Source organism: Mesorhizobium sp. CA14, assembly GCF_020165195.1.
In the GTDB taxonomy this organism is placed as follows: Bacteria; Pseudomonadota; Alphaproteobacteria; order Rhizobiales; family Rhizobiaceae; genus Mesorhizobium.
This window is the reverse complement of the sequence record NZ_JAIUHR010000005.1, coordinates 152,831-167,217: the sequence shown is the minus strand read 5'-3', so window position 1 is coordinate 167,217 and position 14,387 is coordinate 152,831. Positions and strand designations below refer to the sequence as shown.

Below are 14,387 nucleotides of genomic sequence, written 5' to 3'. Positions count from 1 at the left end.
CAGAAAACGCTTGCGGAACGGTCCAAGGTTTCGCTCGCTACGATCAAACGACTAGAGCCTCTAACCGGTCCAATAAGTGCAAACAGGGTAACCATTGACGCGTTGCGACGCGCACTCGAATCCGCAGGCATTCAGTTCATCCCGGAGAATGGCGGTGGTGCGGGCGTCCGGCTCGCCAGCCGCTCTGATCCATCGTAGTAAGGTTTCGCAGTCAGCATCAGAGGACGCCTCGCCCGGTGTCGGGCGAGGCGTCTGCCGATTCACTCGCCGCTGCGGCGGTTGGGGCGGGACCAGATCAGGCTATGGCCCTCGCCTTCCTCGTCGGCGAAGAGATTGGCGTAGATCGGAGCGGTGAAGCTCGGATCGTCCAGCTTGAGCCCGAGATAGTCGCGGCCTTCGTTGGAGCGCTTGGACCAGGCGGCGCCTATCTCGGCCTTGCCGACCACCACGCGGTGGCTTGGGGCGTTCTCGCCGCTGGCCCGGGTGTCGGGGATGATGCGCACGCCCTTGGCCTGGACGCTGAGGGTGATGATCTCGCCGGTGAACTCGTTCGCATTGGTCTTCTTGAAGGTGCCGATGGTGGCCATTTTTCAGTCTCCGTTTTCGTTTCCGAGCCCGCACCATGCGGCCTCGATGGCGATCGTGAGGCCGAAGGCGACCGCCGCCGCATCGCTTGCGACCGCAGCAGAGCGGAGGATGGCGCAGGCGCGCGTTTCTTGGTTGCGCGAGGAATGGGCTTCGCCCAGGGGAAGAAACGCGCGCCGCGCCATTGCGGCATAGGCGGTCGAGGCTTCAGCCGTCCTTCGGCCAGATCAGCCCGTTCGAGAGGTCGCTGGTGCGCTCTGAGAAGTGGCCACGGAGGCAATGGCGGCATGGCGGCTCAGAAACAGAGCGGATTGGTCCGTCAAGTTATGAGCTACAACGGCTTGCCTACATCAAGCCTTCGCCTACCCGGCGACAAGCGCCCATAACGACGACCATGAACGTCTTATTTGGGCCGGAAGCGGACTGGCGGCTGCTGGACTTCAAAGGTCGGAAGGCTGCCATTGATCTTGGTCAACCAAGACCGTCGGTCTACAAGAAGCGCTCCGCGGCACGCGTCGTTGGGACAACGGCTTGGCGTGGCGACTGCACGATGGCCACCATATCGGAACGACACGATTGAGCAGCAATCAGATCATAGAAAGAGCGATCGGCAGCTTAGCGAACATCATGCGAATGTATGTCGAGACGCATATGCGCTTTGGTGAGCTATTCAAAGTTGATCCCGAGGAGGCGATTGACAACCTAGATCGCACTTTCGAAATGAAGCTTGAGGCCTTTCACACGCTCTATGATGTCTCGAAGGGTCTGTTCCCATATTTCGGTCACGGCGATACCACCGTGCTCTTAGCGGTACGCAATGCCATCCATCATCGTAATCATCCCCTGTTCCACAGTTTGAATCGTCGTCTGTACCTCGATACCGATCTGGATCGCTGGTGCGGCGCTTCCTTCCTTCTTGCGCGCCACCCCACGCTTCATGGCACTCCAATCCAGACGTCCCATTGCGTCAGGCTGGACGATCTTGACGCGCGGCTTGATCCTTCATGCGCCTCGCCGTACCTCGACACCACCGTCGGCAGCGACAAGGCAGTGCGGAGGATGGAAGGGATCGATATGCAGCTCAAACTTCCGGCAATCCGCGACCGCGGCTTACGTGACCGATACCCGAAGGATCAAATCTATTTGGACTTGATGCCCATCTTCGTTTCTGCCGTTTGCAAGGTATTCAAGGCGATGAAGGCTGCCGGAGTCGCTTTCAGGGGATTCGACGCCGAAACTTACGCAGTTCCCTTCACGTCAGAAATTGAAGTCGATCTCAGCAGCCCGTCACTGAAACGACTACGGGTTGGCGGCTTAGGACCTCCCGTTATCGTCGACGTTTAGCTGGTGCCCGAGGGGCCAAGTCCTGCCAGTCCGCTCCCGGAACTCAAACGCGCTAGACTAGGCGTATCCAACGGGCGCGGTCGCAGTTCAAATGTTGTTGCGACGGAAGTCCAGTTTGAGTTTCTCCTGGTAGACGCCAATGCGTTTTTTGGCGCGGTCGATCACATCACTGAAATGCAGTATCTCGAAATAGGTCTCGCCCAGCGATTGTCGCGTCTCGGGATCCTTCAGTTCGCTTGATTGAAACCAGCCCTTGCCGGTCGGGAACGGCGTCCAGTTCCCGCTCAGACGCAGCGTATTGACGCTATCGCCGATCAGATAGCCATAGAATTTTCTAAGTTTGCCGCCGGATTTCGCCGCAAGCAGCTGAGCATATTCAGAAAGATCGCCGATATGCTCATCAGTGGAAACACCAGGCGCCTTGAATTCGACGATGATCGCCGAGCCCTCCTTGCTGAACACCGCGATGTCGGGACGCTTGCCCCCGTTGTCACTCGTGCGTTTCGCAAGAATTTTTCGAAGTGCCTCATCGATATCACTTTCGAATACACTGGTGTCATCGTTCCATTTGATGTTCGCGAGCGGCAAGTCCGACGCGATATAGTCATAATATTGGTACTCTTCGCTCAGCAACCAGATATCGTGATCAGTCGTTTCGGTGCTGTCCTTGCGCATCGGGAAAAAGATGCTGTGGATGATCTGCTCATCCTTGCGTCTGATGCCGTCGGCGGCCGCCTGCATGGCAAGCCGCTGGCCGCAGGCGAGATCGAGGATATCGACGATCGCGGCGCGACGCACGATTAGCTGCGACAGGTTGGCCATGTCGAAGTTCTTGAGCGATGACGTATATTTCCAGGAAAGCTCATGGATCTTCTGGCGGAACTCGTCGGAGTCCGGCTCGGCTGCCATGATCTCCTCCTTGAGGCTGAAGATCGCGGCAGTCTCGTCGATGACGGCCTTCTGGTATTTGCTCAACACGCGTTCAGCGACCGACTGGGCGGATTCGCCGTACACGATCCTGGTCTTGGTATCCTGTAGCATCGCTTCGCTGATGCCGAACTGGAGGGTGGCCTCCTTGAGCACCGCCTCCTTCTTCCAGTCGGCAGGAGTGACCATCTCGTCGATGACCGGATCGAGCGCCTCATGAATGTCGGCGTAGGACAATTTTTCCGACGAAAACATATCGCCGCTCGGAATCTCGTCGGGAATATTGTCGAAGTCGTCACGCTGCTCGTTGACGCGTGCGTCCAGATAGTCAGCCTCGATCAGCACGATATGATGGAAACCGCCCACCGGGTTGTTTTGCTCGGTACGCGTCCTGAGGTAGTGACCCGTGATGTCCTTCACAGGCGTGGACTTGGCACAGAAGGCGATGGCGTTGCGCGGAAGATCATACTGTTCGGCATCGAGCTGATAGTGGGAGAGGTTGAATGTTTGCCGCGTGCCGAGACGGTCCCCTGAGGCAGGATCACGCTCTTCGACATCAATAACACGCTCGGCAGTGACTGCCGGCAGGTCTGCGAGCCGTAGCACTTCGATCTTCGCTTGGTCGTCCTTCCAGTGCCGTGTGGTGAACCGAATCTCGAAATTGCCCAGCTGTTCACTGAGTCCGACGAGCCGCTGCAGGAAAGCGACGAGCATCTGCTTTTTCAGCGCCGGCGCCGAGAAGAGGGTGCTGAGGGCCTCGCCGTGGGATATGCGCGGGCGAACCGCCTCTTTGAATTGCTCAAGCCGGATGACGGTCCCGATGTCGGCTTCAGCGACCGGCACCGTGGTAAAATCATCAGCCTCGATTTGCTTCTGCGGTTCGCAATACCGAAACACGCGCTTCAGAAGAGCGTCGCCGTCCCGGTAGGTACTGGTGATCGTCATTGCTGCGAAATGATGGAAGAACTGGATACGTCCCGCGCCCTTGCATTTTCCGATGCCAGAGATGGAGAGATCATCCTTGTAGGACGTATCCTTTGTCAGGAAGGCCTTGAGTTGGTCGTCGCCGAGACCGCATCCGTTGTCGCCGCACGACACGTTCATCAGTTCGCGATCCTCGAGCAAGTCTGCACGCAAGAAATCGACTTCGATTGTAATATTCATGTCCGGCGCGGATTGGTCGCTCGCTCGCCGAATGAGATAGGCATCGATCGCATTGGCGATAAGTTCTTCAAAGACCACGTATTGGTTCAAGCTGAGCTTGGTGTTCTTGATGCTTCCCCTGATGTCGAGCGTCATTTCGTTTCGATCCAAACCCCTAACATAAGCCAGCCTGCTTCTGGCCGCCTGCGCATGTGCAAGTCAAGCGATGCCAGTTCCCAGCCTCCACCGCAACTCATGACGAGCGTACCGTCGATAGTGTTCCTCATGCCAGCCTAAGCGGAGCTAAATCCTACGTCCGCATTTGGCGACTTCCGATGGCACCTCGAATGGCCGAAATGAGGCGCATAGCTGCCGTTTGGGTTGCGTGGAAGCTGCATGTCATTTCGCAAGCGGCGGCGCGAATACAGACCGAGCGGCCGGCGCGTCCCCACTTGACTCCCACCGCCCAATCGTAGAACAAATGGAGAACATGCTCATATACCCTTTCATGGAGGTCAACGACCATCTTGCGGCAGGAGCCCGCCATAGACGACTTGCGCGCACGGATCGAAAAGATCGAGGGTCGGCGCCGACCCGCCAGATCGGTGCTTCCTTTCGGGATCGCCGATCTGGACGCACGACTTCCGGGCGGCGGATTGGCGCTTGGCGCGCTGCATGAAATCTCGGGCGGCGGCAACGGAGCCATCGATGGCGCGGCCGCGGCGCTGTTTGCGGCCGGTGTGGCCGCGCGCACGCGCGGCAAGGTCTTGTGGTGCATCACCCGGCCCGACCTGTTCGCTCCGGCGCTGGCGCAGGCCGGCCTGAAACCGGACCGCGTCATCTATGTCGAGGCCGGCGATGACAAGACGATCCTCGCCTGCATGGAGGAAGGCATCCGGCATGGCGGCCTGGGCGCGGTTGTCGGTGAAGTCGCGCGGCTGACCATGACAGCCTCGCGGCGGCTGCAGCTTGCCGCCGAAGAAGCCCACACGATCGGGATCGCGCTGCGAAGATGGCGACGGCAGACGGAGGCGGCCGATTTCGGCCAGCCGACGGCCGCCATGACCCGCTGGCGCATCTCGGTCCTGCCCTCGGCGCCGCTGCCCGTGCCCGGTGTCGGCCGGCACCGATGGCTCGTCGAATTGATCCGCGCCCGCGCGGGTGAAAGTGCCGATTTCGAATTGGAGGCGTGCGATGGCACGGGTCGTCTCGCTGTTCCTGCCGACCTGGCCGACCGACAGGGTGCGGCGCAAGGCCGGCAACGCAGCGCCGCCGGCTGAGGTTCCGCTCGTCCTGATCGGCCGCGACAAGAACAGGCGCGTGGTGCTCGCGGCCGATGCCGCAGCACTCGCCGCCGGCCTGCAGCCCGGCATGCCCGTGACGAAGGCGCAGGTGCTGGTGCCGGGCCTTGCGATCCAGGACGCCGACCAAGAAGCGGACGCCGAAGCGCTCGAGCGGCTCGCCGTCTGGATGCTTCGATTTGCGCCGATCGTCGCGCCCGATCCTCCTGACGGGATCGTCATCGACACGACGGGCGCCGACCATCTCCATGGCGGCGAGGCTGCGATGCTCGAGGGCATGGTCGGGCGTCTTGCCATGTCCGGCATCGTCGCCCGCGCGGCGATCGCGGACAGCTGGGGCGCGGCGCATGCGCTGGCCCGGTATGGCCGCCAAGAAATTTTCATCGCGCCACCCGGTCACGGCCAACCCATTTTGGAACCGCTTGCGCTCGAGGCGCTGCGGATCGCGCTTTCGACGGCCGCCGAACTGCGCAGGCTTGGTTTCCAACGGATCGGCGATCTCCTGAAACAGCCGCGCGCGCCGCTTGCCCTGCGCTTCGGTCCGGAGATTCCCCGCCGCCTCGATCAGGCTCTTGGCAACACAGCCGAACCGATCGACCCGGTGCGCCCGCCGGACATCGTCGAGGTCCGCCGTGCCTTCGCCGAGCCGATCGGCGCGGCCGAGACAATAGCGCGCTACATCGGCAAGCTCGTCGCCCAGCTCTGCACGCTGATGGAGCAGCGCGGTCTCGGCGCGCGCCGGCTCGATCTCATCTGCCATCGCGTCGACAGTCAGGCCCAGGCGGTTCGTGTCGGCATGGCGATGCCCGTCCGGGATGCCAAGCGGCTGACCCGGCTGCTTTGCGACAAGGTCGAGACCATCGCGCCGGGCTTCGGTATCGAGATGATGGTCCTGGCGGCAACAGCGGCCGAACCCCTGGAGCGCAGCCAGGTCGTGAACTCCCTCGTCGAGGAAACCGCGCCGGACGTGTCTGACCTCATCGATACGCTGATGAACCGCGTCGGCGAGCGCGCCGTCTACCGGCTTGCGCCTGTCGCCAGCGACGTGCCGGAGCGTTCGGTTAGCAAGATCCCGGCAATGGCGGCCGACACCGGCGCGGGCTGGCCTGGCCACTGGCCCCGGCCAGCCCGCCTGCTGCCGCAGCCGGACCCGGTTGAGACGGTGGCGCTGTTGCCCGACCATCCACCGGTGTCCTTCACCTGGCGCGGCGTGCGCCGGCGCGTGAAGCGCGCGGACGGTCCGGAGCGGGTCTTCGGCGAATGGTGGAAGCGCGACGCCGAGCTGGTGGCGGTGCGCGATTATTTCCGGGTCGAGGATGACGCCGGCGAGCGCTACTGGCTCTACCGCGCCGGCGACGGCGAGGATGCGGCGACGGGCTCGCACCGGTGGTTCCTGCACGGGGTGTTCGGATGAACGACGCGCGTTATGCCGAGCTGCAGGTCACCTCGCATTTCAGCTTCCTGCGCGGCGCATCCTCGGCCGAGGAGCTGTTTTCGCAGGCGGCACTTCTCGGTATCGAGGCGCTCGCCGTCGTCGACCGCAACAGCCTCGCCGGGATCGTCCGCGCCCACGAGGCGGCCAAGACCACCGGCGTGCGCCTCATCGTCGGTTGCCGCCTCGACCTGACCGACGGCCTGTCGCTGCTCGCCTACCCGACCGACCGCGATGCCTATTCCCGGCTCTGCCGGCTGCTCTCGCTCGGCAAGGCCCGGGCCGGAAAGGCGAAATGCCATCTCGAATGGAGCGATGTCGTCGCCTATGGAGAAGGCCTCATCGCCGTGCTCCTGCCCGATATGGCCGATGAGACCCTGGCGCTGCGCCTGAGACATCTGCGCGAGGCATTCGGCGACCGCGCCTATATGGCGCTGACGCTCAGGCGCCGGCCCAACGACCAGCTTCGCATCCACGACCTGGCTGCGCTTGCCTGCAAGATGAAGGTGCCGAGCGTCGTCACCAACGACGTGCTCTTCCATGAGCCGGACCGCCGCATCCTGCAGGACGTCGTCACCGCGATCCGGCACAATGTCACCATCGACGCGCTCGGCGAGCGCCGCGAGCGGCATGCCGACCGTTACCTCAAGCCGCCTCAGGAAATGCACCGGCTTTTTGCACGCTACCCGGAAGCGCTGGCGCGCACGATCGAGATCGCCGACCGCTGCCGGTTCTCTCTCGGCGAGCTCGCCTACCAATATCCGGAGGAGCGCGACGACCCATCGCTGACACCGCAGCAGGCGCTCGAAAAGCTGACATGGCAGGGCGCCGCGACGCGCTACCCGGAAGGCGTGCCGGACAGCATCGCCCGCTCGCTGCGCCACGAATTGCGGCTGATCGAGAAGCTCGACTACGCACCCTATTTCCTGACCGTGAATTCGATCGTGCGCTTCGCGCGCTCGAAGGACATCCTCTGCCAGGGCCGCGGCTCCGCCGCCAATTCGGCGGTCTGCTACGTGCTCGGCATCACCTCGATCGATCCCGGGCGCAACGATCTGTTGTTCGAGCGTTTCGTCTCCGAGGAGCGCCGCGAGCCGCCCGACATCGACGTCGATTTCGAGCATGAGCGGCGCGAGATCGTCATGCAGTGGGTGTTCGACACCTATGGACGCGACCACGCGGCGTTGTGTTCGACGGTGGTGCGCTACCGCACCAAGGGCGCGCTGCGCGATGTCGGCAAGGCGCTCGGCCTGCCGGAGGATCTCATCCGCACGCTCTCCGGCCAGGTCTGGGGCTGGTCCGAAGAGGGCGTCGAGGAGCGGCATGTCGAGGAACTCAATCTCAACCTTGCCGATCGCCGGCTGCGACTGACGCTCGACCTCGCGCCTCAGTTGATGGGCGCGCCGCGTCACCTCAGCCAGCACCCAGGCGGCTTCGTGCTCACTCATGACCGTCTCGACGATCTGGTGCCGATCGAGCCGGCAAGCATGAAGGATCGTCAGGTGATCGAGTGGGACAAGGACGACATCGACGCGCTCAAATTCATGAAGGTCGACGTGCTGGCGCTCGGCATGCTGACCTGCATGAAGAAAGGCCTCGATCTGCTCGCCGACTGCAAGGACATCCGGCTCGACCTTGCCACCATACCGGCGGAGGATCCGCGCACCTATGCCATGATCAGGAAAGCCGATACGCTCGGCACTTTCCAGATCGAGAGCCGGGCGCAGATGTCGATGCTGCCGCGGCTGAAGCCAAGGACCTTTTACGATCTCGTGGTGCAGGTCGCGATCGTGCGGCCCGGGCCGATCCAGGGTGACATGGTCCACCCCTATCTGCGCCGCCGGGAAGGCATCGAGCCGGTGCATTACCCAAGGCCGGAGCTCGAGAAGGTGCTCGGCAAGACGCTCGGCGTGCCGCTGTTCCAGGAGCAGGCAATGCGGGTTGCCATCGAATGCGCGGGCTTCACGCCAGGCGAAGCGGACATGCTTCGCAAGTCGATGGCCACCTTCAAGTTCACCGGCGGCGTTTCGTCCTTCAAGACGAAGCTGATCGACGGGATGGTGGACAATGGCTATGAGCCCGCCTTCGCCGAGCAGACATTCAAGCAGCTCGAAGGTTTCGGCTCCTATGGTTTTCCGGAGAGCCACGCCGCTTCCTTCGCGCTGATCGCCTATGCCTCGGCCTGGCTCAAATGCTGGCATCCCGATGTCTTCTGCGCGGCGCTGTTGAACAGCCAGCCGATGGGCTTCTACGCGCCCGCCCAGATCGTGCGCGACGCGGCCGCGCACGGGACCGAGATCCGGCCGGCCTGCGTCAACGCCTCGCGCTGGGACTGCACGCTGGAGCCCATTTCCGATGACGGACATTTCGCCGTCCGGCTTGGGTTGCGCATGGTGCGCGGCCTCGCAAATGCCCATGCAAGCACAATCGTCGCAACGCGAGCCGACCAGCCCTTCGCCTCGGTCGACGATCTGTGGCGGCGTGCCGGTGTGCCGCAGGCAGCACTTGTCCAGCTCGCCGAGGCGGATGCGTTCCGGCCAGCACTTGGTCTTGCGCGGCGGGATGCGCTTTGGGCGATCAAGGCGCTGCGCGACGAGCCCCTGCCCCTGTTCGCGGCCGCATCGGCCCGTGAAGCGGAGTTGGTTCCGGAGATCAAGGAACCGACGGTGGCGCTTCGGCCTATGACGGCCGGCGGCGAGGTCGTGGAAGACTACCGCCATATCGGCCTGACACTGCGCAGCCATCCGATCTCTTTCCTGCGCGACGATCTGCGCCGTCGCCGCATCGTTTCCTGCGCCGAGGCGATGGAGGCGCGCGACGGCCGCTGGTTGGAAACGGCAGGCATAGTGCTCGTGCGGCAGCGCCCGGGCTCGGCCAAGGGTGTCATGTTCATCACCCTCGAGGACGAGACCGGGATCGCGAACCTCGTCGTCTGGCCGAAAGTGTTCGAGCAGCACCGGCGCACGGTTCTGTCGGCGGGCATGATCGCGGTAAGGGGCCGGATCCAGCGCGAGGGCGAAGTGGTCCACCTCGTGGCTCGCAAGATCAGCGATCTGTCAGCCGAGCTCGCCAGCGTCGGCGAACGCGAGGGCAGCTTTCCCGTGCCGCACGGCCGCGGCGACCAGGTGCGCAATGGCGACTCGGGACCCGATCCGCGCGAGCTGCCGCCCAAGGGGCTGCGCAGCCGCGACATCTACATACCCGACCTCCACATCGACAACATCAAGGTCAAGACGCGGGATTTCAGGTGAAACGCCGAATTTCTTGCCCGGCTCAGGATCGCAAGACGACCCAAAGCGTTAGAGGTCGAACGTCGTGACCGCGCGGCCAAGGAGCAGAGACGATAATGGCAGACAACAAATCGAAGCGAGGCGCCGCAGACCGTCGGCAGGTCTCCGGCGGTGAAGGCTACGAGGTCAATTATTTCGCCCACAAGCACGGTATCAGCAGAGAGCAGGCCGAAGCCCTGATCAAGCGGGTCGGCAACGACCGCGACAAGCTCAATGCCGCCGCGGAGAAACTGAAGAAATAGGCTGCGGATTACGAATGGCGCATCGGGCAGTTGGGTTTTGTTCGAGTGAGGTCAGGTGAGCAAGTCAGCTTTACGTCGGCCCGGAACCAAAGGATCTTCAACTCTCCTTGCGAAGCCAGTCTCGCGCGGCGCAGCCGAACTCGCGCCACCCGCGTTCCGCCCGGTCCAGCTTGCAAAACTGGTGGATACGGTTCCCCCTGGCGACCGCTGGATCCACGAGATGAAATATGATGGCTACCGCATTCTCGTCGCGGTGGGCGGAGGCGAGGCGCGCGCCTACACGCGCTCCGGCCTGGACTGGTCCGACCGCTTTCCGTCCATTTTGGCGGAGGCGCGCAAGCTCAAGGTTGGCTCCGCCCTGATCGACGGAGAGGCGGTGGTCATGGATGCGGAGGGCCGATCCAGCTTCCAGGCGCTGCAGAACGCGTTGAAGAGCGCTCCCGCGATCATTGATTTTTATGCCTTCGACCTGCTCCAGCTCGATGGGGAAGACCTGACGAGGTTGCCGCTCCTGCAGCGCAAGCAGAAACTGGAGAAAATCCTGCCGGCGAAGCACCCCGTCCTCCGCTACTCCGATCATATCCAGGGCCGTGGGGAAGAGTTGCTGAACCGCTTCTGCGACGCCGGCCTCGAGGGGGTGATCTCGAAGCTGGCGGATTCGGCCTATGTCGGCGCCCGCGATGGAAGCTGGTTGAAGATCAAGTGCATCAAGCGTCAGGAATTCGTGCTCGTTGGCTGGACGCCGTCAGACAAGGATCGCGCGTTTCGATCGCTGATCCTCGGCGTCTATGACGGCGCAAAGCTGCGCTATGCCGGCAAGGTCGGGACCGGTTTCGATGCCGCCGGGATGGCCCGGCTCATGAAGACCATGGCGCCGCTCGAGCAGAAGGCGGCTACGGTCGAGGCGCCGCGCGCGGAGGTCCGCGGCGCGCACTGGCTGCGTCCCAGGCTTGTCGCCGAGATCGCCTTCACCGAGATGACCAATGAAGGGACACTGCGCCATCCAAGCTATCTCGGCCTGCGCGAGGACAAGAAGCCGGAAGCGGTCGTGCTCGAGACGGAACACCGCACGGCGACCCTGCCGCCGCCGGCGACAAGCGCGGTCGCGATCAGCAATCGCGGCCGCGTGATCTACCCCGAATCCAACATCACCAAGGGGCAGCTTGCCGATCATTATTCCGAGGTTGCCGCGATCATGCTTCCCTGGGCCGCCAGCAGACCGATCAGCCTGGTCCGCTGCCCGCAGGGGCGGGCGAAGAAATGTTTTTTTCAGAAGCATGACGCCGGCAGCTTCGGCGACAAGGTGCATCACGTCGGGATCACCGAAAAGGACGGCCATGAGGAGCCCTATCTTTACGTCGACGATGCCGAGGGGCTTCTAACCTGTGTCCAGATGGGAACGATCGAATTCCATGGATGGGGAGCACGCATCGAAGACGTCGAGAAGGCCGATCGCCTCGTGTTCGACCTCGACCCCGACGAGGGACTGGATTTCGAGGCGGTCCGCGCTGCCGCATTCCAGTTCCGGGACATTCTGAAATCCATCGGCTTGACCACGTTCCCGATGCTGACGGGCGGCAAGGGTGTGCATGTGATCGCCCCGCTCACGCCGCAAGCCGAATGGCCCGAGGTGAAGGCCTTCGCCTCCGGGCTTGCTCAGGCGGTCGCGCATAGCGACCCCAGCCACTTCACGGCGGTGATGTCGAAGGCAAAACGCAAGGGGCGGATCTTCGTCGACTATCTGCGCAACCAGCGCGGCGCCACCGCAATCATGCCTTATAGCGCCAGGTCGCGGCCGGGCGCCCCGGTCGCAGCACCTGTGACCTGGGCGGAGATGAAGACGATCGATACGCCCTCGCATTTCCATGTCGGCGATGCGCCCGAGCTGAAGAAGCGCGCCGCATCGAAGGCCCTCGCGGACTGGGGCCGGGCCGATCAGTTCCTGCCGGACCTCATGAAGCCATGAGGATCGCCACCTACAACGTCAACGGCGTCAATGGCCGCCTGCGGGTGCTGCTGCGCTGGCTTAAAGAGGCTGCGCCGGACATTGCCTGTCTCCAGGAACTCAAGGCGCCGCAGGAGAAGTTCCCGGAAGGGCCGATCCGCGACCTCGGCTATGACGTGGTCTGGCATGGCCAGAAAAGCTGGAACGGCGTCGCGATCCTGAGCCGGGTCGGCAACATCCACGAAACGCGGCGCGGCCTCCCCGGCGACCCCGACGACAGCCATAGCCGCTACATCGAAGCAGCAGTCAACGGCATTCTGATCGCATGCCTTTATCTTCCTAATGGAAATCCAAGGCCCGGCCCGAAATTCGACTACAAGCTGCGTTGGTTCGACCGCCTCATCGGCCACGCAGCCGAACTTGTCGCGTGCAAACAGCCGGTGGTGCTGGCGGGCGATTTCAACGTCATGCCGACCGAACTCGATGTCTACAAGCCCGAGCGCTGGCTGGACGACGCTCTGTTCGCACCCGAGGCGCGCGCTGCCTACGCGACGCTGCTTAAACAAGGCTGGACCGACGCGCTGCGCGCGCGTCATCCCCGTGAGAAGATCTACACATTCTGGGATTATTTCCGCAACGCCTTCGGCCGCACGCAGGCCTGCGCATCGACCACCTTCTGCTGAGCCCGTCGCTCAGGAAGCGGCTGATCGATGCCCAGGTCGACGTCGAGGTGCGCGGCTGGGAAAAGAGCAGCGATCACGCGCCGGTCTGGATCGAGCTCTCGTAAAAAACAGCGCCTCGCGGGCGTTCAACGCCTGACGACAGGAGCAGCCCAGGGCGCGGCTGGAGCATTGGTTGCTCGCCGATGATGAAACCTTCACGATGTATAGCTGCGGCGCCGACAGGGGTTCGTGCGCCTAAAATGCCGACGCCCACGTCGCGGCCGCATTCAGCAGCGCACCGCCTCGCATCACCCGACCTGCTCCACGACCAGCGTCCCCGGCTGAAGCGGCTTGATCAGCGATTTGGCGGATACCGACGGATCAAGCCAGCTCGCCCAATCCTTGCGCTCCAAGATCACGATCTGCCGATCGTGATACAGCGCGATATCGGGACCGGGTTCCATCGTGAGCATGGTGAACGCCTCCCCGACATCATCGGTGTCGCGCCAGATCCCGGCGATGCAGAAGATCGGCTCGTCCCTCTTGGTGAAGAGCCACTTGTCCTTGCGCTTCTTGCCCTTGTCTGTCGGCTCGGTGAATTCGTAAAATCCATCGGCTGGTATCAGGCAGCGGTTCGAGGCGAACTCGCGACCGTCCGAGCGGAAGTTGTAGACTGGTCTCTTGTTCGGTCCAGGCCAGCTCCACCGGCGCTGAACAAGGTCACCCTCGCTGTCCGCGCCGTCGACCGAGCGGATGATCGGCCCGATGTCGGTTATCTTGATGTCCTCGCGCGCCTGGATGTTCGGCGCTCCTTCACTAAAGCGAATTTTTATCTTGAGATCGGCGAAGTCCTCCACGATCGAGGCGACATCCACCATCAGCCGATAATCATTGCACATGTCTCACCTGTCTCTGCGGCATTGCGCGGCGGCTTCGTTCCTGTTATGTTCTTTTTGCTATGAGCGCAACAGTTTTCGATTCCGACAGCCCGCTGGACGAGCTCCGCGTCATCATAAGGCGCTACGGCGGCGATGTTGAGATGCTCAAGCTGCCGTGGGGACTTCAACCGAAGGAACCAGGGGGACGCCCTTTCACTGTGGTGCGCGCGGAGGACCGATCGTTCCCGAGCCATCGCTGCCTCGTGCCGGCGTCCGAATTCCGGCACCGAAGCCAGGGGAAGAACTACAGCTTTCGCCTCGCCGACGGTGACTGGTTCTATTTCGCCGGCATCTGGCGGCCGGCGAGCCGCGATTGGCCGGAAGCCTACGCAATCCTCACGATCCAGGCCAATGACGACATCGCGCCCTATCATGATCGCCAGATGGCGGTGCTGCGCCGAGACCAGCGCTCGGCATGGCTGGACATGACGCGTCCCGAACACGAATTGCTTCGTCCCCTTGCCAAGGACAGTTTTCGGATTGACCGCCTCCATCAGGGCCGCGCGCAGGCTGAATTTGCAATTTGAGTTGTAGATCCGGCAGCACGAAGCGCATGTCCAGGCGAAACGCACTTCAGG

General features: G+C 62.8%; 10 protein-coding genes and 1 pseudogene. 8 read left to right on the top strand and 3 right to left on the bottom strand.

Features of this window, described 5'->3' with window-relative positions:
• Nucleotides 1–260: 260 nt before the first annotated feature.
• Nucleotides 261–587, bottom strand: coding sequence for a DUF736 domain-containing protein (locus tag LB565_RS08745; RefSeq protein WP_224517488.1), 327 nt, complete (start codon nt 585–587; stop codon nt 261–263).
• Nucleotides 588–1,161: 574 nt separating this feature from the next.
• On the opposite strand from LB565_RS08745, the gene LB565_RS08740 reads away from it, so the two are divergent.
• Complete coding sequence (locus tag LB565_RS08740; RefSeq protein WP_224582853.1) at nt 1,162–1,929, top strand: hypothetical protein; 768 nt, start codon at nt 1,162–1,164, stop codon at nt 1,927–1,929.
• 87 nt (nt 1,930–2,016) lie between these two features.
• Here LB565_RS08740 and LB565_RS08735 read toward each other — a convergent pair whose 3' ends face one another.
• A complete protein-coding gene (locus tag LB565_RS08735; RefSeq protein WP_224582852.1) occupies nt 2,017–4,155 on the bottom strand; it encodes a type I restriction enzyme HsdR N-terminal domain-containing protein in 2,139 nt (712 codons plus the stop codon).
• A gap of 371 nt (nt 4,156–4,526) precedes the next feature.
• Here LB565_RS08735 and LB565_RS08730 point away from each other — a divergent pair, with 371 nt between their 5' ends.
• The 6 genes and pseudogenes from LB565_RS08730 (at nt 4,527) to xth (ending at nt 12,996) form a co-directional block, all read left to right on the top strand.
• The gene (locus tag LB565_RS08730) at nt 4,527–5,279 is read left to right on the top strand and encodes an ImuA family protein (protein WP_224582850.1); all 753 of its coding nucleotides are present in this window, start codon (nt 4,527–4,529) and stop codon (nt 5,277–5,279) included.
• Entirely contained in the window at nt 5,194–6,714 is a 1,521-nt protein-coding gene (locus LB565_RS08725; RefSeq protein WP_224582848.1) for a DUF6504 family protein, read from the top strand. The genes LB565_RS08730 and LB565_RS08725 overlap by 86 nt, the downstream gene beginning before the upstream one ends.
• Nucleotides 6,711–9,983 (top strand): error-prone DNA polymerase, encoded by a 3,273-nt coding sequence (locus LB565_RS08720; RefSeq protein WP_224582846.1) that lies wholly within the window; start codon nt 6,711–6,713, stop codon nt 9,981–9,983. The genes LB565_RS08725 and LB565_RS08720 overlap by 4 nt, the downstream gene beginning before the upstream one ends.
• A 95-nt stretch (nt 9,984–10,078) precedes the next feature.
• Nucleotides 10,079–10,264 (top strand): DUF3606 domain-containing protein, encoded by a 186-nt coding sequence (locus LB565_RS08715; protein ID WP_224582844.1) that lies wholly within the window; start codon nt 10,079–10,081, stop codon nt 10,262–10,264.
• A 55-nt stretch (nt 10,265–10,319) separates the two neighbouring features.
• Nucleotides 10,320–12,230 (top strand): DNA ligase D, encoded by a 1,911-nt coding sequence (gene ligD, locus LB565_RS08710; RefSeq protein ID WP_224582842.1) that lies wholly within the window; start codon nt 10,320–10,322, stop codon nt 12,228–12,230.
• Nucleotides 12,227–12,996: pseudogene (gene xth, locus LB565_RS08705) on the top strand (exodeoxyribonuclease III). The gene ligD and the pseudogene xth overlap by 4 nt, the downstream one beginning before the upstream one ends.
• A gap of 183 nt (nt 12,997–13,179) precedes the next feature.
• Here the strand turns inward: xth and LB565_RS08700 are convergent.
• Nucleotides 13,180–13,770 carry an SOS response-associated peptidase gene (locus tag LB565_RS08700; RefSeq protein WP_224582840.1) on the bottom strand — a complete coding sequence of 197 codons (591 nt, stop codon included), beginning with the start codon at nt 13,768–13,770 and terminating at the stop codon, nt 13,180–13,182.
• 59 nt (nt 13,771–13,829) lie between these two features.
• Here LB565_RS08700 and LB565_RS08695 point away from each other — a divergent pair, with 59 nt between their 5' ends.
• Nucleotides 13,830–14,336: an SOS response-associated peptidase family protein gene (locus LB565_RS08695; protein ID WP_224582839.1), complete on the top strand. Its 507-nt coding sequence runs from the start codon at nt 13,830–13,832 to the stop codon at nt 14,334–14,336.
• The last annotated feature ends 51 nt before the right edge of the window (nt 14,337–14,387 follow it).

What these genes read in the sequence shown, in the direction of transcription:
- LB565_RS08745 (WP_224517488.1), bottom strand. Translation starts at nt 587, where the DNA reads ATGGCCACCATCGGCACCTTCAAGAAGACCAATGCGAACGAGTTCACC.
- LB565_RS08735 (WP_224582852.1), bottom strand. Translation starts at nt 4,155, where the DNA reads ATGACGCTCGACATCAGGGGAAGCATCAAGAACACCAAGCTCAGCTTG.
- LB565_RS08725 (WP_224582848.1), top strand. Translation starts at nt 5,194, where the DNA reads ATGGCACGGGTCGTCTCGCTGTTCCTGCCGACCTGGCCGACCGACAGG.
- LB565_RS08720 (WP_224582846.1), top strand. Translation starts at nt 6,711, where the DNA reads ATGAACGACGCGCGTTATGCCGAGCTGCAGGTCACCTCGCATTTCAGC.
- LB565_RS08715 (WP_224582844.1), top strand. Translation starts at nt 10,079, where the DNA reads ATGGCAGACAACAAATCGAAGCGAGGCGCCGCAGACCGTCGGCAGGTC.
- LB565_RS08700 (WP_224582840.1), bottom strand. Translation starts at nt 13,770, where the DNA reads ATGTGCAATGATTATCGGCTGATGGTGGATGTCGCCTCGATCGTGGAG.
- LB565_RS08695 (WP_224582839.1), top strand. Translation starts at nt 13,830, where the DNA reads ATGAGCGCAACAGTTTTCGATTCCGACAGCCCGCTGGACGAGCTCCGC.